The organism is Amycolatopsis sp. cmx-4-54 (assembly GCF_046548895.1).
Lineage (GTDB): Bacteria > Actinomycetota > Actinomycetes > Mycobacteriales > Pseudonocardiaceae > Amycolatopsis.
In genome coordinates this window covers 502,834-523,327 of the sequence record NZ_JAEBEJ010000006.1, presented here as the reverse complement: position 1 = coordinate 523,327, position 20,494 = coordinate 502,834, and the positions used below count along the sequence as shown (strand labels likewise).

At 70.1% G+C, this 20,494-nt stretch carries 18 protein-coding genes; 2 read left to right on the top strand and 16 right to left on the bottom strand.

The annotated features are described in order from the left end of the window. Positions 1-24: 24 nt before the first annotated feature. The 4 genes from ACLJQ7_RS23105 to ACLJQ7_RS23090 are packed head-to-tail and all read right to left on the bottom strand — an operon-like array spanning position 25 to position 5,848. The gene (locus ACLJQ7_RS23105; RefSeq protein ID WP_410650234.1) at positions 25-3,378 is read right to left on the bottom strand and encodes an error-prone DNA polymerase; all 3,354 of its coding nucleotides are present in this window, start codon (positions 3,376-3,378) and stop codon (positions 25-27) included. Positions 3,379-3,381: 3 nt separating this feature from the next. Continuing rightward, on the bottom strand, positions 3,382-3,534 hold the full coding sequence (locus tag ACLJQ7_RS23100) for a hypothetical protein (protein ID WP_410650233.1): 153 nt from the start codon (positions 3,532-3,534) through the stop codon (positions 3,382-3,384). Between the two features lie 2 nt (positions 3,535-3,536). Then, a complete protein-coding gene (locus tag ACLJQ7_RS23095) occupies positions 3,537-5,129 on the bottom strand; it encodes a DNA polymerase Y family protein (protein ID WP_410650303.1) in 1,593 nt (530 codons plus the stop codon). A gap of 14 nt (positions 5,130-5,143) precedes the next feature. Further along, complete coding sequence (locus ACLJQ7_RS23090) at positions 5,144-5,848, bottom strand: hypothetical protein (RefSeq protein WP_410650232.1); 705 nt, start codon at positions 5,846-5,848, stop codon at positions 5,144-5,146. 178 nt (positions 5,849-6,026) lie between these two features. Between ACLJQ7_RS23090 and pip the strand changes: the two genes are divergently transcribed. Further along, on the top strand, positions 6,027-6,974 hold the full coding sequence (pip, locus tag ACLJQ7_RS23085) for a prolyl aminopeptidase (protein WP_410650231.1): 948 nt from the start codon (positions 6,027-6,029) through the stop codon (positions 6,972-6,974). Here pip and ACLJQ7_RS23080 read toward each other — a convergent pair. The 3 genes from ACLJQ7_RS23080 to ACLJQ7_RS23070 all read right to left on the bottom strand — a co-directional run bounded on the left by ACLJQ7_RS23080 (position 6,971) and on the right by ACLJQ7_RS23070 (position 9,119). Beyond that, entirely contained in the window at positions 6,971-7,888 is a 918-nt protein-coding gene (locus ACLJQ7_RS23080; RefSeq protein WP_410650230.1) for a hypothetical protein, read from the bottom strand. The genes pip and ACLJQ7_RS23080 overlap by 4 nt on opposite strands. Before the next feature lie 293 nt (positions 7,889-8,181). Then, positions 8,182-8,631 (bottom strand): VOC family protein, encoded by a 450-nt coding sequence (locus ACLJQ7_RS23075; protein ID WP_410650229.1) that lies wholly within the window; start codon positions 8,629-8,631, stop codon positions 8,182-8,184. Between the two features lie 2 nt (positions 8,632-8,633). Next, positions 8,634-9,119, bottom strand: coding sequence for a pyridoxamine 5'-phosphate oxidase family protein (locus ACLJQ7_RS23070; protein ID WP_410650228.1), 486 nt, complete (start codon positions 9,117-9,119; stop codon positions 8,634-8,636). A gap of 178 nt (positions 9,120-9,297) precedes the next feature. Between ACLJQ7_RS23070 and ACLJQ7_RS23065 the strand changes: the two genes are divergently transcribed. Further along, on the top strand, positions 9,298-10,002 hold the full coding sequence (locus ACLJQ7_RS23065; RefSeq protein WP_410650227.1) for an SRPBCC family protein: 705 nt from the start codon (positions 9,298-9,300) through the stop codon (positions 10,000-10,002). Here the strand turns inward: ACLJQ7_RS23065 and ACLJQ7_RS23060 are convergent. The 9 genes from ACLJQ7_RS23060 to ACLJQ7_RS23020 form a co-directional block, all read right to left on the bottom strand. Continuing rightward, a complete protein-coding gene (locus tag ACLJQ7_RS23060) occupies positions 9,999-10,772 on the bottom strand; it encodes a hypothetical protein (protein ID WP_410650226.1) in 774 nt (257 codons plus the stop codon). The genes ACLJQ7_RS23065 and ACLJQ7_RS23060 overlap by 4 nt on opposite strands. Before the next feature lie 233 nt (positions 10,773-11,005). Then, on the bottom strand, positions 11,006-12,568 hold the full coding sequence (purH, locus tag ACLJQ7_RS23055; protein ID WP_410650225.1) for a bifunctional phosphoribosylaminoimidazolecarboxamide formyltransferase/IMP cyclohydrolase: 1,563 nt from the start codon (positions 12,566-12,568) through the stop codon (positions 11,006-11,008). Beyond that, positions 12,565-13,182 (bottom strand): phosphoribosylglycinamide formyltransferase, encoded by a 618-nt coding sequence (purN, locus tag ACLJQ7_RS23050; RefSeq protein WP_410650224.1) that lies wholly within the window; start codon positions 13,180-13,182, stop codon positions 12,565-12,567. Before purN ends, purH begins: the two co-directional genes overlap by 4 nt. A gap of 76 nt (positions 13,183-13,258) precedes the next feature. Next, positions 13,259-14,695 carry a DUF6350 family protein gene (locus ACLJQ7_RS23045; RefSeq protein ID WP_410650223.1) on the bottom strand — a complete coding sequence of 479 codons (1,437 nt, stop codon included), beginning with the start codon at positions 14,693-14,695 and terminating at the stop codon, positions 13,259-13,261. 144 nt (positions 14,696-14,839) lie between these two features. Beyond that, on the bottom strand, positions 14,840-15,652 hold the full coding sequence (locus tag ACLJQ7_RS23040) for a DUF5336 domain-containing protein (RefSeq protein WP_410650222.1): 813 nt from the start codon (positions 15,650-15,652) through the stop codon (positions 14,840-14,842). Positions 15,653-15,948: 296 nt separating this feature from the next. Further along, a complete protein-coding gene (gene sucD, locus ACLJQ7_RS23035) occupies positions 15,949-16,836 on the bottom strand; it encodes a succinate--CoA ligase subunit alpha (protein ID WP_410650221.1) in 888 nt (295 codons plus the stop codon). 1 nt (position 16,837) lies between these two features. Next, positions 16,838-18,007: an ADP-forming succinate--CoA ligase subunit beta gene (gene sucC / locus ACLJQ7_RS23030; RefSeq protein WP_410650220.1), complete on the bottom strand. Its 1,170-nt coding sequence runs from the start codon at positions 18,005-18,007 to the stop codon at positions 16,838-16,840. A 117-nt stretch (positions 18,008-18,124) separates the two neighbouring features. Then, on the bottom strand, positions 18,125-18,484 hold the full coding sequence (locus tag ACLJQ7_RS23025; protein WP_410650219.1) for a hypothetical protein: 360 nt from the start codon (positions 18,482-18,484) through the stop codon (positions 18,125-18,127). Continuing rightward, positions 18,481-20,349, bottom strand: a complete 1,869-nt coding sequence (locus tag ACLJQ7_RS23020; RefSeq protein WP_410650218.1) for a hypothetical protein — start codon at positions 20,347-20,349, stop codon at positions 18,481-18,483. The genes ACLJQ7_RS23025 and ACLJQ7_RS23020 overlap by 4 nt, the downstream gene beginning before the upstream one ends. Positions 20,350-20,494: the final 145 nt, after the last annotated feature.

The window sequence follows — 20,494 nt, the reverse complement described above, 5'->3', positions numbered from 1 at the left end:
CGCCCCGATGATCGTCAAGAGGGTTCAGCGGAAGTCACGGGACTTGGCGGTGATCCGCAGCGGCAGATGCCTGATCTGTTCGGCGAGGACGTTCACCACCTCGCCGGTGCGCTCGACCACGCCCCGGACCAGCAGCGCGGGGCTGCCGCGGGCGACCCGGTGGTAGCGCTGCCACACCCCCATCGTGCAGATCACGTTGATCATCCCCGTCTCGTCTTCGAGGTTCATGAAGGTGACCCCGCCCGCCGTCGCCGGCCGCTGGCGATGGGTCACCGCGCCGCCGGTCAGCACCTGCGCACCGTGCGGGATCCCGCGCAGGCCCGCCGCCGTGACGACGCCGAGTTCGTCGAGGTGCTCCCGGACGAACTGGGTCGGGAAGCTGTCCGGCGACACCCCGGTGGCCCAGACGTCCGCGGCCGCGACGTCGATTTCGTCCATCCCCGGCAACATCGGCGCCCTGGCCCCGGTGACGAGTCCCGGCAGTTTCTCCGGGCTTTCGTCGGCCACCGCGCCCGCCGCCCAGAGCGCGCTTCGCCTGCTCTCGCCGAAACAACCGAAGGCACCGGCCGCGGCCAGCGCCTCGACCTGCGGTTTGGTCAGCCGCACCCGCCGGGCGACCTCGGACAGATCCGCGAACGGGCCATCGCGTTCCCGCTCCTCGACGATCTTCTTCGCCAGGTTCTCGCCGATCATCCGCACGGTGGACAGCCCGCCCCGCACGGCGCGCAGTTCTCCTCCGTCCGGCAAGGGTTCCAGCGTCGCGTGCGGAAGACTCGCGTTGATGTCCGGGCCGAGCACGCGCACCCCGTGCCGCCGCGCGTCGGCCACCAGCGACTGCGGTGAGTAGAACCCCATCGGCTGCGCGCGCAGCAGACCCGCCAGGAAAGCGTCCGGGTGGTAGTACTTGAAGTACGCGCTCGCGAACACCAGCAGGGCGAAACTCAGCGCGTGGCTCTCCGGGAAGCCGAAATTCGCGAACGCCTTGAGTTTGCCGAAGATCTTCTCGGCGAGCTCGCCTTCGACGTCGTTCTTCGCGGCGCCTTCGAGGAATCGCCGTTTGAGCCTTTCCATCTTGTGTTCGGAACGTTTGGCGCCCATGGCGTGCCGCAACTGATCCGCCTCCGCCGGGGTGAAATCGGCGACGTCGAGCGCGATCTGCATCATCTGTTCCTGGAACAACGGGACGCCGAGGGTCTTCTTCAGCGCGTTCTCCAGTGTCGGATGGTCGAAATCCCATTTCTCCTGGCCGTTCTTGCGCCGGATGTAGGGATGCACCGAACCACCCTGGATCGGACCGGGCCGGATGAGCGCGACCTCGACCGCCAGGTCGTAGAACGTCTTGGGGCGCAAGCGGGGCAGCGTGGCCAGCTGCGCGCGGCTTTCCACCTGAAAGACACCGATCGCGTCGGCGCGGCAGAGCATTCCGTAGATGTTCTGATCCTTGAGATCCAATTCGGAGATGTCGACCTCTTCCCCTTTGTGGTCGTGAACGAGATCGATCATATAGTGCAGGGCCGACAACATTCCGAGCCCGAGCAGGTCGAACTTGACCAATCCGGCGGCGGCGCAGTCGTCCTTCTCCCACTGCACGACACTGCGATTCTCCATACGGGCCCATTCGATCGGGACCACCTCGCTCACCGGCTGTTCGCAGATCACCATGCCGCCGGAATGGATGCCCAGATGCCGAGGGAAGTCTTCGAGCGCGCAGGCCAGCTCCACGACCTCTTCCGGGATGTCGTGATCGTGGTCCTTCTCCGTGGCCCGCAACGCACCCCAACGGTCGATCTGCTTGCTCCACGCGTCCTGCTGGCCGGGCGAGTACCCCAGCGCCCGCGCCGCGTCCCGGACGGCGGACCGCGCCCGGTAGGTGATCACGTTCGCCACCTGCGCGGTGTTCAGCCGCCCGTATTTCCGGTAGACGTACTGGATGGCCTCCTCCCGGCGATCGGATTCGATGTCGAGGTCGATATCCGGGTAACCGTCGCGTTCCGGGGCGAGGAACCGTTCGAAGAGCAGACCGTAGCGCACGGCGTCGACCTTGGTGATGCCGAGCGCGTAGCAGACTGCCGAGTTCGCGGCCGATCCCCGGCCCTGGCAGAGGATGTCGCTCTCCCGGCAGAACCGCACGATGTCCCAGACGATCAGGAAATAGCCGGGGAAACCCAGTTCTTCGATGATCTCCAGTTCGTGCTCGATCAGCTTCCTGGCCTTTTCGCGGTACTCCTCGTCCTTGTTCTTCTCGTGCTTCTTCGCTCCCGCGTAGGTGAGTTCCCGGAGGTAGGACGCTTCGGTGTGGCCTTCCGGAACGTCGAACGGCGGCAACTTCGGCTCGATGTGGTGGAGTTCGAACGCGCACTCCCGGCCGAGCAGCGCCGCGCGCTGCACGGCGCCCGGATACCGCGCGAAGATCTCGGCCATCTCCTCCCCCGACCGCAGGAACGCCGTTCCCGCGGCGGGCAGCCAGCCCTCCATGTCCTCCATGCCTCGCCGGGCGCGGATGGCGCTGAGCGCGTCAGCGAGCGGAGCCCGCTCCGGCCGGGCGTAGTGCGCGGCCGTGGTCGCCACCGTCGGGAGCCCGAACTCCTCGGCCATTTCGCTCAACAGGTCGTTGTGCGTGCTGTCCAAGGGAAGGCTGTGGTCGATGAGCTCGACGTAGACGTTCTCCCGGCCGAAACAGTCGATGAGTTCCTTCAGCCGCACGACGGCCGCGGCGGGCCCTTCGGTGACGAGCGCCTTACGCACCGCGCCTTTTCGGCAGCCGGTAAGCACCACGCACTTCCCGCGTACCTCTTCGGCGACCGCGCGCAGGTCGTAGACCGGCCTGCCCTTCTCCGCCCTTTCCTTGGGGGACAACGACCGCCTGTCGAAACCGTGCAGCTGTCCGGCGGTGATCGCCCGGTTCAGGCTCAGATAGCCGTCCTTCTGCTTGGCCAGCAGGAGCAGATGCTCCCCCTCGGGATCGGTGAAGCCGTTCTGCGGCCCGGAAAGCCCGAAACTGAGTTCCGTGCCGAAGACGGTGTGCACGCCCAGTTCCCTCGCCGCTTCGGCGAAGCGCACCACTCCGTACATGCCGTCGTGATCGGTGAGCGCGATCGCGTCCAGGCCCAGCCGCGCCGCCTCCTCCACCAGCTCCTCGGGATGGCTCGCCCCGTCGAGGAAGCTGAAGTTCGAATGGCAGTGCAGTTCGGCGTACGGCACCCGGCACGCGGTGGCGCCGTCGTCATCACCGATCAGCCCGGTCAGATCCGCGGGCGGCCGATAACCCTGCCGCTTGGCACTCCAGGCGGGGCTGTCACCGCCGTCGCCGGGCGGCACCTCGCCCGCGAGCTCGCGGGCGAGGTCCTTCCACGGCCGCGGAGGGTTGTTCCAGCCCATGGGTCACCGGTTCTCGGTCGAGCTTCTCGGCGCGGGGACGAACACTTCCGCGCGCGGGACGCAGGCCGCCCAGGCGGTGTCCAACTCGGCACGTTGCACCGGGATGGCCGGTTCATCCAGCCAGCGCCGTACCAGCCGCGTGTACTCCTCGTCCATGGTCAGTCGTACTTCCCTTCCAGTGTCCACATCGGATTCTTGTGGTGTTCGAAGCGGAGCAGCACCGCTTCTTCGGCGTCCTGGCCGTCGGCCAGCAGCACCTGCAACCGCATCCGGGTCCCCGACCGGGCGTGCCCCGCCCCGGCCCGGACACCGACGAACCACGGCCCGGCCCAGGCGATCACCTCGCGCGGCTCACCGCCCTCGAAACCCACGAGGTACGGAGCGGCGGTGACCCGGCGGCGCGCGGTGATCTCCACGACGCGCCCGTTCTCGTCCAGTACCTGAGCGGGCACCGGGCGGGTGAACACCGTCGCCGGGGAGGGCGACGGGAGCCGCCCCGCCCAGTTCGCGTCCGCCTGCGCCGACTTCTCCCGCCTGTCGCCCCACGGCACCAGCCGGACCCGCTCGGCGGGATCGCGACCGCCGTCGAGCACCGCGGTGAAGACGCTCTCCGGACCGAGCAGACCCTGCACCCGCACCAGGGCGCGGCCTGCCCGCTCACCGGACAGGTCTTCGTCCTCTGTGGACGGACGCAGCACACCCGTCGCGCCCGCCTGCCACAACCCGAGCTGCAGCGACCGCCCTTCGACCGTCTCCTCCGGCTCCAGCCGCAACCGAACGACGCCGGAGTGGGGGCGGTCCTTGGCTTTCAGCCAGCCTTCGAACTGCCAGCGCACCCTGTCCGCGACACCGAGCGGGGTCAGCGGTTCGGCGCAGCGCCACACCCGGCCGAGTTGTTCGCCGGTCTCGGTGGTGGCGTAGATACCGAGCCGGGTGCAGGCCAGCCCGTGCGCGACGAGCCCGGCGTGGAAGCGTTCGCCGAGCCCTTTCGCCACGAACGCGGCGGCGTCCACCCGGTCGATCGGCGGGTCGAACGCCTTCGCCAGGGAGAGTTCCGGTGGCGGCCGCCGACGCGACGGCGGACGTTCGGACCGTCCCCGCGCCAGCCGGTGCGCGAGCACGCCCTCCGCACCGAAGCGCGCGGAGACGTCACTTTCGCTGAGGGCCGCGAAGGCGCCCAGCGTGTGCAAGCCGAGCTGCTTGAGCAAGGTGACCAGCTCGGCGCGGTCCGCCTCGGGTTGATCGAGCTCGCGGATGGGCAACGGGGCCAGGAATTCCGCCGTGCCACCGGGTTCGACCAGCGTCGACCGGCGGGCGGCGAGCGTCGCGGCGAACAGGCCGTCGGCGACGCCGACCTGGCTTTCCACTCCCGCCGCCACGGACACTTCGTCCACGAGTCTTTCGAGAAGGCCGTGCTCACCGCCGAAGTACCCGGCCGCGCCGTCGACCGGGACGGCGACGATCCCTGGGCGGACCACTTCGACGCCGACGGCCAGCTCCTCCACGGCCCGTGCGACGGACTCGAAGAGCCGGGCGTCAAGACCGTCGTCCTCGCCGAAGACCGCCAGCTCCGGGCAGCAGGACTGGGCCTCGCGCCGCCGCATCCCGCGGCGGACGCCGTAGCCCCTGGCCACCGCGGTGCAGGCGACCACACGGTTCGCCGAGAAGACCGCGGCGGGACGGCCGACGGGTTCGCCCGCGACGGCCGCGGCGGCGACCGCGGGCCAGTCCGGGCACCACAGCACCAACATGCGCACAGGTGAGTTCACGCCGTCCCCCACCTGGTCGCGGGGAAGTCCGCCCGCTCGACCTCGCCTTGGCCGGGAAACCGCAATAAGGCCGACATCGGCCGGGCGGCCGCGCCCCGGCCACCCGTCCGTACCTCCGCCTCACGGGTGCGCAGGTAGCCCGCGCCGCCGCCGGTGAAACCCGTCCATCGCGTGCGACGACAGCTCAGCTCGACTTCCGCACCGGGCCAGGAGCCCAGCGAAAGCAGCACCGACCCACGGTTGCGCGCACGGGCGGACAGCCTTCTCGCCACGTCGGGCCGGGCCAGTCCCGGACCGACGACCACGAGGTCGAAGCCGTCGAGCAGGGCCGCGGTCACCGCCGGGAACTCGGCACCGGGACGGGGGACCAGCGCCAGCCTGCCCACCTCGACCCCGAGTTCCGCGGCGGCGACCACCCCGAGCGCGGGCAGGCCGACCGCGGCCGCCCACGCACCGCCGGCGGTCGCGGCGGCCAGCAGGGTGAGCATCAGTGACGTGGACCCCAGCACCGAAACGGTGCTCCCGCGCCGGAGCCCCGCGGCGGGCAGCAGACCGGACAACGCCGGGGACACCGGGAGCACCCTTCCCGTCGTCCTCGCGTGTTCGGCCGCGGAAGCCACGCCACTGGCCGTGCTCACTCCTGGCAAGGCCGCCAGCCTCGCCAACGGCAAGGCCCGTGCCTCGACCACCTCCGCTGTCACCGGACCTCGCCTCCCCACGACACCTAGACCGTCCCTTGTGGACGGCACCGGCATGCCACGGGGAAGGCGGCACTTCGAACGCTTGTTCGATGACTCCAGTAGACCGGGTGGCGCAGCGGTTGTCAAGCGAGCCGGGGCCGACCGCCGGAAACCGCGCCGCGTGCCCGACGATGGACCCATGTACCCGGAGATCGAGCCCCACGCGTCAGGCCACCTGGACACCGGAGACGGCAACCTCGTGTACTGGGAGGAATGCGGGAACCCCGACGGCAAGCCCGTGGTGTTCCTGCACGGCGGCCCCGGCGGCGGCTGCTCACCGTCGCACCGGCGGCTGTTCGACCCGTCCGCCTATCGGATCGTCCTGTTCGACCAGCGCGGGTGCGGGCGGTCGCTGCCGCACGCTTCGGCGTCGGGCGATCTTTCGTCGAACACGACCTGGCATCTCGTCGACGACATGGAACGCCTGCGGGAGTCGCTGGACATCTCCCGGTGGCAGGTGTTCGGCGGATCCTGGGGATCGGCGCTGGCGTTGGCGTACGCCGAGAAGCACCCGGAACGGGTGTCGGAACTGGTGCTGCGCGGGGTCTTCACGCTGCGTTCGTCCGAAGTGGACTGGTACTTCCGGGGTGGCGCGGCGAACGTCTTCCCGGACCTGTGGGAGAAGTTCAAGGCGCCGATCGCCGGACTCGACGGTGATCCCGTCGAGCTGTACGCGAAACTGCTCGCCGACCCCGACCCCGCGGTGCACGGCCCCGCCGCCGTCGCGTGGAGCACCTGGGAGGGCGCGACGATAACGTTGCTCCCCCGCCCCGAACTGGTGGCGGATTTCGCCGTGCCGGAGTACGCGCTGGCTTTCGCACGCATCGAGAACCACTATTTCGTGCACAACGGCTGGCTCGAGGAGGGGCAGCTGATCCGAAACGCCGCCGTGCTGAAGGACATCCCCGGCGTGATCGTGCAGGGGCGGTACGACCTCGCCACGCCCGCGGTATCCGCGTGGGACCTGCACAAGGCATGGCCGGAATCGGAGCTGGTGATCGTTCCTGACGCCGGGCACGCGTACGACGAGCCCGGCGTCCTGGCCGCGTTGCTGGCGGCGACGGACCGGTTCCGCGCTCAGCCCTAGCGAGGAAGCGGCGCCGGGTGGTACCGCCGGAAAGCGGGCGCGGCGGTACCACCTTCACCGTGCAGCCAGTCGTAGAGGAAGCGGAACTCCGGGCCGAACCGGTTCGCCTCGGCGTTCAACCGTTCCGGTGACGTCGACGGCCAGCGACCGGTCTCGACGCGGTCGCCGTAGGTCCGCTCGTGTTCGGGGGCGACGCCATCACCGATGGGGTGCAGCGTGACGACGGGCGACCGGCCACGTCCCGTCGGTGTCCCGACGCGGGTGAGCCATCGGGCGGCGGCGTTGTCTGCCTTGACCCGGGGCGCTTCGGCGAGCGCGGCCAAGTCGGCGCCGAGATCCAGGCCGGCCTCACGGTAGGCCTGGTTCACGAGGTCACGTTCACTGGATCGGGCGAGCACGTCGCGGTAATCCACCCCGGTGTTCCCGACCGGGTTCCCGCCGGCCCGCACCTCCAGATCGGCCCGGTGCGCGCCCCGGGACAGCTGGTCGTAGACGGCCAGAACGAACTCCGTCTGCTGACGGATCTGCGCATCGACATCGGTGGACCGGGGTCGATGCGCCGTCGACCAGCCGGGGGCGTCGGCGAACGCGGTGGCGAGGGCGAGCCGCGCCCGTCCATCGGGTGATTCCAGCGCCTTCGCGAGCACCTGGCGGGCTTTCTCGAGGTTCGCCCGCGGGTCGGCGATGCGGACGACCTCCAGTTCCGGCGCCAGCAGCGTCCGGACCGCGAACCCGAGGTCGAGCGCCTGACCGAACAACGCGGAACCGCCCGCGACGGGACCGCACATCGCCGGCACGCCGTCGATCCGGTGCGGAAGCCGCTCGGACAGCAGGACCGCGTTGAGCCCGCCGCCGGAAGCTCCCCAGGTGAGCACCTGCTCCGGACGGCCGACGGTGCGGTCGAACCACGACATGGTCTTGAACGGCTTCGAGGGCCGAGAAGCCGTTCGGCTTGCTGTACAGCGACGCGGCCAACGCGTAACCCTCACCGAGGAGCACGGGTTTCGCCTCCTCCTGGCCCGCCAGCTCGATCTCCTCGGGCACGTAGCCCGGCGGATAGATGCCGTGGTTGTACAGCAACAACTTGCCGTTCCAGTTCGACGGCACCTCGACCCGGTACCGGGCGCCGTCGATCGCTCCGGTGTGCACGCGGACGTCGTCCGTCGCGATGGCGGGCGCGCCGGTGACGATCAGCGCGGCTTCTCGGCTACGTCTCCCGGCGTACGAGCTCTTCCGCCAGCTCGACGACGATCCCCTCTGGACCGCGGACGTAGCAGAGCCGATAACTGTCCTCGTAGCGCACCAGCTCGCCGACGAGCGTGCCGCCATGCGGCCGCAATCGCTCGAGGACGTCGTCGATGTCCTCCACCGAGAACACGAAGTGGCGGATGCCGGGCATGTTCATCGGCGCGCGCGGATCGGCTTCCGGCCCCTCCGGCGTATGGAACTTGATCAGCTCCAGGCCGCCGTGGCCGTCCGGCGGGCGCAGCACCACGATATCCGTCCGGACCCCTTCCAATCCGGTGAGCCGGTCGACCGTGTCGCCCTTGAGCGACGCTTCACCTTCCAGTTCGAGGCCGAGCGCGGTGAAGAACGCCTTGGCCGCGCCGAGATCGTGGACGACGACGCCGACGTGTTCCAGCTTCTTGAGTGTCATGCTCAGGCACTCTTCCGGCGGATGAGCTCCTCGACGGCGGAGGGCAGGGTGGTCTCGAAGTCGATGAGCTTGGCCCAGGTCGGGGTCGTCACGACGCGAACCATGCCGTCGTAGAGCGACCGCACGTTTTCCTCCCACTCGACCCGCTGTTCGGGCGTCATCTCATAGGTCCCGTTCCACCGCAGGTACTCGTCGGGGATGCCGTCGACGTAGTCCAGTTCGACGGTGCCACGGAGAAGCAGGACCTTCGGCGGGTGCGATTCGGTGTCGATCGTCAGCGCGACGGCGGGGTCGCGGCGCAATGCCGGCAGCTTCGGGGCGTTCGTCGAGGTGCACATGACAATCTCCTTGCCGTTCCAGTGGATGCCGATCGGGATCGACCGCGGCGTGCCGTCGAGCGCGGTGTAGGCCAGTCTCACCAGGTCACGGGCCAGGAGCTCCTGGCTGAGCGGGCGGTTCAGGATCTCGTCGATCGTGTTCTGCTGCATGTCGCTCTCCTCGGGTCGCCGTCTTCGCGGACACCCCAGGGACGCCGCTGTCCAGCGCACTTCGACACTCCAGAACGTGACCCGAGTCACATCGCCTTTAGCGGGCTATACGCGATCCGGTGTCGAAAGCGCCCCTGGCCAGGCGTCGCTCTTGTAAAGGCAGAGAGAGGGACAAGTCATGGCGAAGGAATCCGAGGTCCGCTTCGAGGGCTTCCTCCCCACCACACCCGCGGACACCTGGGCCGCGATCACCACGGGCAGCGGCGGCTGGCTCTGGCCGATCCGGTACGAACCCCGCGACGGCGGTGCCGAGTCGGGCCTCACCCCCGACGGCGGCATGGTCACGGTCTGGAAGCCGTCACGGCGCTTCGTCACCTACGCGGAAGACGAGAGCGGCTGGTTCAACACGCTCGAATACGTTCTCGAACCGAAGGACGGGGGCACGTACCTGCGCTACGAGCACACCACCGTCCTCGACGACTGGGACGTCGAATACGACGCGTGCCGTCAGCACACGTCGTTCTATTACCACTCGCTGGGCGAGTACCTGACGCACTTCAACCGGCGTCAGGCGAAGTACTTCAAGACCGACGCGCCCGACACGTCGAAGGCCCCGGAGGCGTTCGAGGCCGTGCGGGCGGCGATCGGCGCGAAGGCCGTGGGTGACCGCGTGTATCTCGATGTCCCCGGTGTCGAGGGAGTCGTCGACTACCTGACGCCGACCTTCATCGGCGTCCGGACCGAAGACGCGCTGTACCGCTTCTACGGCCGGAACGTCTGGGGCTGGCCTGTCGGCATCGGGCATCACCTCTTCGCCGAAGACGCCGACGCGGACGAGGCCGAGAAGGCGTGGACGGCCTGGCTGAACGGCCTGTACGCCTAGCGGGGCAGGTTCTTCACGAGCTCCGCGCCGACGGACTTCGCCACTTCGGCGGACTCCGCGGGCGGGATCGGCGAGTTCGTGAAGAACCCTTTGTCCCATCCCTTGTAGGTGACGATGACGACGTACACGCCCTGGGTGACCCGCAGCTCCGCGCCGCTGAAGGCGCTGTCGGTGGCGAGAGAGACGAGAACCGCCTTCTGCCCGATGCCCTGCACCTGCTGCTGACGTTCGGACGGCGCGGCCGACCCGGTGGACGACTCCGCCGCGCGCTTCGCGGCGTCCGGCCCCTCGTAGCGGTACACCATGACCTGGAGCGCGCGGTCATGGACGTTGTCGCTCTCCGGCGGCAGCCAGGAACAGCCCTGCTGCTTGGTGACGATCTCGCCCGCTTTGAACTCGTTGTCGCGGACGCCCTGGAAGCTGCTGGTGAACGTCTTGTTCAGGATCTCCGGGGAGAGGGCGCACTCGGCGGGCGGCTGCTGCGAGACCGGTGCCTTGCCGACCGACGAGTAGTACTCGGACGCGAAGATCCCGCCGGGGATGCCCAGCCCGAGAAGGACCACGCCACCCACGATCAGGCCGACGATCAGCCCGGTCTTTTTCTTCTTGGGCGGCCGGCCGTAGCCGGGCTGCCCGGAGCCGGGCGGCGGACCGTACCCAGGCTGAGGCGGGCCGTAACCCGGCTGCTGTCCGTAGCCCGGCTGGCCTCCCTGCCCGGGTGGCGGGCCGTAACCCGGCCCCTGGCCGTACCCCTGCGGCGGCTGGTGCACCGATCCTCCCCTACCGATTCGCGTACATCCGGATCGCGTTTAGCCCGCTAAAGGCGACAGGCGCCCGGACCTGCGTTTCGCGGGCTAATCGCGATCCGCGGCCAGCATGGCACGACCGCCGCGGTCGGGCACCGAAATGCCCGTGGTCCGGTCCACCCCGCCGGATCGCGATTAGGGGGCTAAACGCAGGTCCGTGCCCAGATCGCGATTAGGGGGCTAAACGCAGGTCGGCGTCAGTGGGCGAAGTGGCGCGTCCCGGTGAGGTAAAGGGTGACCCCGGCGGCCTCGGCGGCGGCGATGACCTCGGCGTCGCGGATCGAGCCACCCGGCTGGACGACGGCGCGGACGCCGGCCTCCAGCAGGACCTCGAGCCCGTCCGGGAACGGGAAGAAGGCGTCCGAAGCGGCGACGGAGCCCTTCGCCCGCTCCCCCGCCCGCGACACCGCGAGCCGCGAGGAGTCGACCCGGTTGACCTGGCCCATGCCGACGCCGACGGTCGCGCCGTCGTTCGCCAGCAGGATCGCGTTCGACTTCACCGCGCGCAGCGAACGCCACGCGAACTCGAGGTCGGTCAGCGTCCGCTCGTCGGCGGGCGCGCCGGTCGCCAGGGTCCAGTTCGCCGGGTCGTCGCCCTCGGCGGCGATCGTGTCGACGGTCTGCACCAGCATGCCGCCGGAGATCGGCCGGAACTCGATCGGATCCGGCGACGTGATCGCGGGCAGCTTCAGCAGCCGCACGTTCTTCTTGCGCTGAAGGATCTCCAGCGCCTCGGCGTCGAAGTCCGGCGCCAGGACGACCTCGGTGAACACCTCGGAGATCTGCTCGGCGGCCTCGCGGCTCACCGGCCGGTTGGTCGCGATCACCCCGCCGTAAGCCGAAACCGGGTCGCACGCGTGCGCCTTCCGGTGCGCCTCGGCGATGTCCTCACCGACCGCGATCCCGCACGGGTTGGCGTGCTTGATGATCGCGACGGCCGGGGCGTCGAAGTCGTAGGCGGCGCGGCGCGCGGCGTCGGTGTCGACGTAGTTGTTGTACGACATGGCCTTGCCGTGCAGCTGTTCCGCGTGCGCGAGGCCCGGCCGCCAGTGCTTGTACAGCGCGGCCTTCTGGTGCGGGTTCTCGCCGTAACGCAGGACGTCACCGCGCTCCCACGAAGCACCGGTGAAGTCCGGGAAACCGGAGTCGTCCGCGGGCGCGTAGACGTTCGCGAACCACGAGGCGACGGCGGTGTCGTACGCCGCGGTGTGCGCGTAGGCCTGCGCGGCGAGCCGCTTGCGGTCGGCCAGCTCGAAACCACCGGCGGCGACGCGCTCCAGCACCCACTCGTAGCGGGAGGGGTCGACCACGACGGCGACACTGTTGTGGTTCTTCGCCGCGGCGCGCACCATCGCCGGGCCGCCGATGTCGATGTTCTCGACACAGTCCTCGGGGCTCGCGCCCGAGGCGACGGTCTCCGTGAACGGGTACAGGTTGACCACGAGCAGGTCGAACGGCGCGATGTCGAGCTGCTTGAGCTGCTCGACGTGCTCCGGGCGATCGCGGTCGGCGAGCAGGCCCGCATGCACGCGCGGGTGCAGCGTCTTGACCCGGCCGTCGAGGGACTCCGGGAACCCGGTGACCTCTTCGACCGGCGTCACCGGCACCCCGGCGTTCGCGATGACCTTCGCCGTGCCACCGGTCGACACGATCTCGACACCCGCCGCGTGCAGCCCGGTGGCGAGTTCGAGCAGGCCGGCCTTGTCGGAGACGCCGATCAGCGCGCGCCGGACGGGACGCTGTCCCTGTGCGGTACTCACGAAAACCTCACCTTTCGTCCCTCGACCGCGCACCCGCTCCGGCCGAGTTTTTCGATCGTTTCCACCAGGAGCCTGCGTTCCACGGCCTTGATCCGCTCGTGCAGGACGTGCTCGTCGTCGTCGGGCTCCACGATCACCGGCTCCTGCGCGATGATCGGCCCGGTGTCGACTCCGGCGTCGACGAAATGAACCGTCGACCCGGTGACCTTGACGGCCATCGCCAGCGCGTCGGCCACGGCGTGCGCGCCGGGGAACGACGGCAGCAACGCCGGATGGGTGTTGATCACGCGGCCGGGGAACCGCGCGAGGAATTCGGCGCCGAGGATCTTCATGAACCCGGCCGAGACGACCAGGTCCGGCTGGTAGGCGGCGACGGCTTCGGTGATCGCCTTGTCCCACGCCGCGCGGTCCGGGTGATCGGCCATCCGCACGGTGAACGACGGAACGCCCGCGCGTTCGGCCCGGGCGAGCGCCTCGATTCCGGCGCGGTCCGCTCCGACGGCGACCACCTTCGCCGGGAAGTTCGGCTTTTCGACCGCGTCGAGCACGGCTTGCAGCAGCGTGCCGGAACCGGACGCGAGGACGACGAGCTTCACCGGAGTGGGCAGGTCCAACCGACTAGCCAGAACGGGCTCCTTGCCACGGCGGTACGCACTCGGGCGTACGGCGCTTCACCTGGTCGCGACAACCCTAACGGTCGTCACCGGGCGCGCTTTCGTCGCCGGACCCGTCGGTGGATTCCGTCACAGCGTCGTCGACTGCACCGTCCTGCTCAGGCTCGGTTTCGGGCTCCGCTTCCGGCTCCTCTTCGACCGGAGCCTCGTCGACGTCCTCCGCCGGCTCTTCGGCTTCGGACTCGGTTTCTTCCTCCGCCGGTTCCGCCGGTTCCGGCTCGACGAGGTCTTCCTCGACTTCGGGTTCACCCGGGGGTTCGGGGGCGTCGTGCGCTCCGGCGAAGAACGCGACGAACCCGCCGGGGACGACGATCCAGCAGAAGGCGATCACGGACGCGACCCCGACCGGCACGCTGACCGGATCGAACGGCCCGTCTCCGAGCCTGCCACCGGCAAGGGTGCCGAGGATGACGCAGCCGAACGCGACGAGCGCGCCCGCGACGGCGACCGCCCGCATCCGCAGCATCGGATCCTCGTCGATCGCGCGGATCCGCCAGCCGACCAACGCGCCGACCAGCGCGGGCAGGAGCAGCAACGCGGGCCACCAGACGGCGTGCTGCGACGGGATCCCCGCCAGCAGCGGCACCCCGGGCAGCTTGCCTTCCTGGTAGCCGAACATGCCGACGGTCAGCGAACCGACCGAGAAACCCGGCCCGGTGGTGAACGACAGCGCGGCGACGACCGCGTTCGGCAGGTACGCGACGGAAAGCACGAACAGGCCGAAGCTCGCACCGAATCCCGGCTCGAACAGGCTGTCCACAGTGGACCACGAGAGCGCGGTGGCCGCGGTGAACACCGCGGCGCCGCAGGCGATCAACGCGGCGAGGCCGAGCGCGCCCGCCCGCAGGCCCTGGACGGCCACCGGGTCGAACCGGTCCCGCACCGCGGCCGGGAGCCCGCAGACCTTGGCGACTCCCGCGATGGCGGTGAGTCCGGCGAGGAGGCCCGGCACGCAGAAGGCGGTCAGCGGGTTCACGTCGACCGGCGATCCGCCCGCCAGCAGGGCGACGAGCACACCGAACAGGGCGTGGGCGCCGGCGATCGCCGTCACCACCGGAACGGCGTCCGCCGGGGTCCGTCCGCCGACCCGGCGGGCGGCACGCGCGGCCGCCCGCGCCACGAGCCAGCCGACGACGAGCGTCGGCAGCAGCGGCAGCACGCCGAGCGGATGACCGCCGAGGTCGAGTTCCACCTGCCACGAGGCGAGCCAGCCGGGGCCGGCGGCGAGCAGGGCGCCGGTGGCGGAGAACCGGGACCGGTCGGCGGCGAACGAGACCATCGCGAGAACGGCCGCGATGGCGGTGAAGGAGAACAACAGGGGCGCGCAGGCCGCCGCGAGCAACACACGAACCCGCTTCGCCCTGGAGACCTCCAGCTCGGGGACGAGGTCGCTCACCGGCTCTTCGCCCGGCGGGCGTTCGTCGCGGGTGAGCAGCTTCATGATCCGCACCATGACATCCGGACTGGGCCGTCCGGGTGAGGCACGCCGCCGCCCGTCGGCGCACGTGGCCCAACCCACCCGGTCGGGTAACCCCGAAAAGAAAAGCACCCGCCGTGACACGGAGAGTCACAGCGGGTGCTTTTTTCGTGCGAGAGGTCAGCTCTGCTGGCCGAAACCGCCGGGCGGCGTGCCCGGGTTCTGGCCCGGCTCCGACGAGGAGGACGGCGGCTGCTGGAAGAACTGGCCCTGCTGCGGCGCGTACGTCGTGGCCTGCTGGCCCGGCGGCTGCGTGACCGGCGGCTGGAACCCGCCGGGCTGCGAGAACGGACCGGACTGCTCACCCGGCTGCTGCCCCTGCTGGCCCGTGCCGGGGAACGGCTGGACCTGCGTGGCGGCGGCCGGACCCTGCTGACCCTGCTGGCCGAACGGACCCTGCGGGCCCTGCTGCGGGAACTGCTGGCTGTACGGGGCCTGCGGCGCCTGCTGCTGGGGCTTCGCGGCGGGCAGCTTGATGACGTCGTGCTCGAAGAGCAGGGCGGCGACCGCGACCAGCATCTGCAAGATGCCGAGGATCAGCACCACGGTGAGGATGCCCGGGACCGAGACGTCCTCACGGCCGCTCCCATAGCCGATGACCAGGTCCAGCGCCCCGAACGCACCGATGACGCTGAACAGCGCGGCGAACGGCAGCGTCTTCGGGCCGCGCGGCAACGCGTGCAAGGCCGCGAGCAGACCGCTGACCAGCAGGAATAGCGAGACCTGTCCGGCGGCGTCGGCCTCGTCGGAGAACCCGATGAAGAACTGCACCAAGCCGAGGACGGTGACGGCGAGCGCGAGCAGCAACGCCAGGTTCAGCGGACTCGCCTGCGACGGCGCCTGCTGCTGCGGAAAGGCTCCCGAGCCGGGGTTGGGGTGTTGCTGGCCGCCACCCTGCTGGGGGTAGCCGGGCCCACCGCTGGGATAGGACATCCGAATGCTCTCCTGTCGTTCGACCGGCACCCCGGGGCGCGCGGAACTCCCGGGACAAACGAGGCGGCTGTGATGCTCGAACGCTAGCGCACACGCGGTCACCCCACGCCTCGGGCTCTGAGACGTCTCTACACCCGGCCAGGTTCCGTGCGGAACCCCTCGGCGAGGACCGGATCGCGATTAGGGGGCTAAACGCACGTGCGTTTAGCCCCCTAATCGCGATCCGCGCGGAAACAGGCGGGCCGGGCACCGGTGAGGGTGCCCGGCCCGCCGGGGAAAGCTCAGTCTCCGAAGGGTCAGAGGCTGTTGTACAGCTCGCGCGCCAGGACGGCGGTCTCGCTCGGGGTCTTCCCGACCTTGACGCCGGCGGCCTCGAGGGCCTCCTTCTTGGCGGCGGCCGTGCCGGAGGAGCCGGAGACGATGGCGCCGGCGTGGCCCATGGTCTTGCCCTCGGGCGCGGTGAAGCCCGCGACGTAGCCGACGACCGGCTTCGTCACGTTGTCCTTGATGTAGGCCGCGGCACGCTCTTCGGCGTCGCCGCCGATCTCGCCGATCATCACGATGACCTTGGTCTCGGGGTCGGCCTCGAACGCCTCGAGGGCGTCGATGTGCGTCGTGCCGATGACCGGGTCGCCGCCGATGCCGACACCGGTCGAGAAACCGATGTCACGCAGCTCGTACATCATCTGGTAGGTCAGCGTGCCCGACTTCGACACGAGACCGATCGGGCCGGCACCGGTGATGTCGGCCGGGATGATGCCGGCGTTCGACTTGCCGGGACTGATCACGCCGGGGCAGTTCGGCCCGATGATCCGGGTCTTGTTGCCGGTCGCGACCGCGTGCGCCCAGAAGTAGGCCGAGTCGTGCACCGGGATGCCCTCGGTGATCACCACGGCGAGCGGGATCTCGGCGTCGATCGCCTCGATCACCGCGTCCTTGGCGAACTTCGGCGGCACGAAGATGACCGAAACGTCGGCGCCGGTCTCCTTGATGGCCTCCTCGACCGTGCCGAACACGGTGAGGTCCTTGCCCTCAATGGAGACGGTCTGACCGGCCTTGCGGGCGTTGACGCCACCCACGATGTTCGTGCCGGACTTCAGCATCTTGGTCGCGTGCTTCATGCCCTCGGAGCCGGTGAGCCCCTGGACGATGATCTTGCTGTTCTCGTTGATGAAGATCGACATCTCACGCACCTGCCGCGGCGAGCTCGGCGGCCTTGTCGGCCGCGTTGTCCATTGTGTCCACCACGGTGACGAGCGGGTGGTTCGCGTCGGCAAGGATCTGACGTCCCTCGACGACGTTGTTGCCGTCCAGCCGCACGACGAGCGGCTTGGTGGCCTCGTCGCCCAGGATCTTCAGCGCTTCGACGATGCCGTTCGCGACCGCGTCGCAAGCGGTGATGCCACCGAAGACGTTGACGAAGACGCTCTTCACGTCGGTGTCGTTGAGGATGACGTCCAGCCCGGCCGCCATGACCTCGGCCGAAGCGCCGCCGCCGATGTCGAGGAAGTTGGCGGGCTTGACGCCGCCGTGCTTCTCGCCCGCGTACGCCACGACGTCCAGCGTGGACATCACGAGGCCCGCGCCGTTGCCGATGATGCCGACCTCGCCGTCGAGCTTGACGTAGTTGAGGTCCTTGGCCTTGGCCTTCGCCTCGAGCGGGTTCTCCGCGTCCTTGTCGACCAGGGCCTCGTGGCCCGGCTGACGGAACGAGGCGTTCTCGTCGAGGGTGACCTTGCCGTCGAGGGCGATGATCTTGTCCTGCGGGTCACGGACCAGCGGGTTGACCTCGACCAGCGTGGCGTCCTCGGAGACGAAGGTCTCCCAGAGCTTCACGACGACGTCGGCGGCCTCGTCGACGACCTCCTCCGGGAACTTGCCCGCGGTCAGGATCTCGACGGCCTTCGCCTTGTCGACACCGATGATCGCGTCGACCGGGATCTTCGCGAGCGCTTCGGGACGCTCGACGGCCAGCTGCTCGATCTCCACGCCGCCTTCGGCGGAAGCCATCGCGAGGAAGGTGCGGTTCGCACGGTCCAGCAGGAAGGAGAAGTAGTACTCCTCGGAAATGTCCGAGGCTTCGGCCACCAGCACGCGACGCGTGATGTGGCCCTTGATGTCCAGGCCGAGGATCGCCTCGGCCTTCTCGGCGGCCTCATCCGGCGTCTGGGCCAGCTTGACGCCGCCCGCCTTGCCGCGGCCGCCGGTCTTGACCTGCGCCTTGATGACGACCTGGTTGCCGATCTTCTCGGCGGTGGCCTTGGCTTCTTCGGGGGTGTTTGCCACGGCACCCGGCAGAACCGGTACTCCGTGGGCGGCGAAGAGATCCCTCGCCTGGTATTCGTAGAGGTCCACTACTCCAGTCTCCTGACGACACGCCACTGTGGTGGTCCGTTGCCGGACCGCGCTGTCGGACCAGTCGAGGTTAGCGACCTGCGCAGAAGCAGGGGACTCCGCACCTGGTGAAGTCGGTCACCGTACGCGGTCAGACGGTGTTTCCACGGTGTGAGACCGCACACCGGAGACCCAGTTCGCCGCGTCTTCCAGGGATTCGAAGGAGTTTTCGAACCCGCTCGGGCCGTTACCGACCGCGAAGAGGAGAACGCCGGGGACCGCCTCGGCGAGTCCTTCCGGTTCGCTCGCGCCGCGCAGGACGCCGAGGATGTCCGGATCCTCCTGGTCGACCGTCCTGGCCGCTTGATCGACCGTGTCGAGGCGCCCGACATAGACGACCTCGACGCCGTCATCACGCAGCAGCCGTCCGAGCGCGACCGCCGCGCCTTCCTCGACGTCGAACTCGGCCAGCACGACGCGAAGAAGACGGCGCGTCATCCGGCCCGCCGTGAGCCCGCGACGGCCATCCCGGCCGTGACGAGGGTGGCGACGGCGCCGCCCAGCGCGAGCCAGAACCCGATCCCGGCCGACGAGCCGTCGTACTCCGAGCCGACGAGCGGAAGTTCCGCCGCACGCAGGCCGAGCACCAGCGCGGCCCCGGCCAAGGCGGCCGCCGCCGCGATAGGCCGTGAACGCGGGACGAGGGCGTACAGGCCGAGAACGACCGCGAGCGCGCCGAGCAGGCCCCACGACGCCGCGCCGAAGTGCGACCACAGTCCCGGAGCGGTGTAGCCAGGCGCGGTGAACACCGGCGTGCCGAACGCGGCGATCGCCAGTACCGCCGCCGCGACGAGCGGGGTGAGCACGTTCCCGCTCGCCCGCGTCCCGTCCAGGCCGGTGTCCAGTTCCGCGTTGTCGTCAGCGTCATCAGCGTCATCAGCATCGTCGGAGACGTCGCGTTCGACGACGCCGGTGATCACCGCGGCGAGCGCGGCCACGGCCGCCAGCACGAGCGCGATGAACGTCCACGTGACGCCAGGGCCCGCCGAGTAGCCGACCTTGTCCGGCAACGGCACCGGCAGGTCGACGCCGAACAGCGCCGGGTCCACCGCCTTGTCCTCGGTCACGGACAAGGCGGCGCTCAACACCGCCGCGCCCGCGAGGACGACACCCGCCCACGTGGCCGCGACGACTCCCCGGGCGAACGCCGAGAGCCGCGGCACGAAGACGAATAGCGCGGGCACGGCGAGCACGACGGCCGCGCCGAGCAGCAGCCAGCGCACCGGCGTCTCGGGGACCGGCGTCGGACCGTTGGCCTTCAGTACCGGGGCCAGCGCACCCGCCGTCGCGGCCAGGGCGGCGAGCAGCGCCAGACCTCCGGTGGCCAGCCGCCACCAGAACAGCCCCGGCAGCCTGACCTCGCCCGCCAGGTCGCCGGTGACGGCCTCGTCCGTTTCCGCGACGTCGAACCGGGTGAAGGCCAGCCCCACCAGCGCCAGGCCCGCGACGGTCACGACCACCGAACCCGGCGCGACCGAAAGCCGGTCCACGACCAGCCCCGCGATCACGGGCGGGAAACCGACCGCGAGCGCGGCCAGCCCCGCTCCGGCGAACCCGCCCTTGCCGACCTCGGCCGAAGGCGAACTCACCGCCACAAGCGCGGTCAGCGGCAGCAAGGCCGCGAGCAACAGGTACCCGGCCATCGCGACCGTCGGGCCCTCGAAGGCGTTCTTGGCCAAGAGGTACGCGTTGCCCGAACCGAACGGCGCGAGGAGCAGGCCGACCCCGCCCGCCACACCGAGCACGGGCCCGAGCAGCCGCCAGCGGCGCCGTCCGTCGAGTTCGCCCGCCAGTTCCGCCTCGTCGCGAGCGGCTCCGGCGGCGAACGCTCCGGCCGCGAGCGTGAGCAGGTGGCCCGCCACCAGCGGCCACAGCCCCGGTCCCGCCGGAGGCAGCGCGAGCAGCCTGTCGGCGAGGAACAGTTCCGGGCGCGCGGCGAGGGAACCGTCGGCGAGCAGCTGCAGATCAAGCAGGAGCCGTCCGGGCGCGAGCGCGGTGAGCCCGAGGACCAGACCCGCCGCGAGCCCCGAGCGTCCGGTGACCAGCGCGTAGAGCACGGCCGCCGCGGGCGCCAAGGCCAGCACGACCAGCAGCGGAGCTGCGGTGAAACCAGGCGAACCACCCTGGATGACGGGCAGCAGCGCGCCGACCGCCAGCGCGACCGCACCGGCCGACACTGACCCTGCCGAGAGCAGGAGCGCTCGCGGGCGGGAGCCCGGTTCGCTCCGGAGAAGTTCGGCGGACGCGGTACCGGAGACGGCTTGCCCGGCGGAGTCGCCAGGGTGCCGTGAGCGCGAAGTCATCGACGGCGACGCTAGCAAGCCGGGGTCGGCACGGCCCGGCAGCAGGGGCGTCGTGGTTCTCACCGGCGCTCGGCCAGTCCCGGAAGAAGGGTTGAAGCGGCCCAGTCCGGGTAAACCTCCTTCAACACCGTCGGGCAACCGCTTA

Coding starts and splice junctions, on each gene's coding strand:
- ACLJQ7_RS23105 (WP_410650234.1), bottom strand. CDS start 3,378: ATGGGCTGGAACAACCCTCCGCGGCCGTGGAAGGACCTCGCCCGCGAG.
- ACLJQ7_RS23100 (WP_410650233.1), bottom strand. CDS start 3,534: ATGGACGAGGAGTACACGCGGCTGGTACGGCGCTGGCTGGATGAACCG.
- ACLJQ7_RS23095 (WP_410650303.1), bottom strand. CDS start 5,129: ATGTTGGTGCTGTGGTGCCCGGACTGGCCCGCGGTCGCCGCCGCGGCC.
- pip (WP_410650231.1), top strand. CDS start 6,027: ATGTACCCGGAGATCGAGCCCCACGCGTCAGGCCACCTGGACACCGGA.
- ACLJQ7_RS23080 (WP_410650230.1), bottom strand. CDS start 7,888: ATGTCGTGGTTCGACCGCACCGTCGGCCGTCCGGAGCAGGTGCTCACC.
- ACLJQ7_RS23075 (WP_410650229.1), bottom strand. CDS start 8,631: ATGACACTCAAGAAGCTGGAACACGTCGGCGTCGTCGTCCACGATCTC.
- ACLJQ7_RS23070 (WP_410650228.1), bottom strand. CDS start 9,119: ATGCAGCAGAACACGATCGACGAGATCCTGAACCGCCCGCTCAGCCAG.
- ACLJQ7_RS23065 (WP_410650227.1), top strand. CDS start 9,298: ATGGCGAAGGAATCCGAGGTCCGCTTCGAGGGCTTCCTCCCCACCACA.
- ACLJQ7_RS23045 (WP_410650223.1), bottom strand. CDS start 14,695: ATGGTGCGGATCATGAAGCTGCTCACCCGCGACGAACGCCCGCCGGGC.
- ACLJQ7_RS23040 (WP_410650222.1), bottom strand. CDS start 15,652: ATGTCCTATCCCAGCGGTGGGCCCGGCTACCCCCAGCAGGGTGGCGGC.
- sucD (WP_410650221.1), bottom strand. CDS start 16,836: ATGTCGATCTTCATCAACGAGAACAGCAAGATCATCGTCCAGGGGCTC.
- ACLJQ7_RS23025 (WP_410650219.1), bottom strand. CDS start 18,484: ATGACGCGCCGTCTTCTTCGCGTCGTGCTGGCCGAGTTCGACGTCGAG.
- ACLJQ7_RS23020 (WP_410650218.1), bottom strand. CDS start 20,349: ATGACTTCGCGCTCACGGCACCCTGGCGACTCCGCCGGGCAAGCCGTC.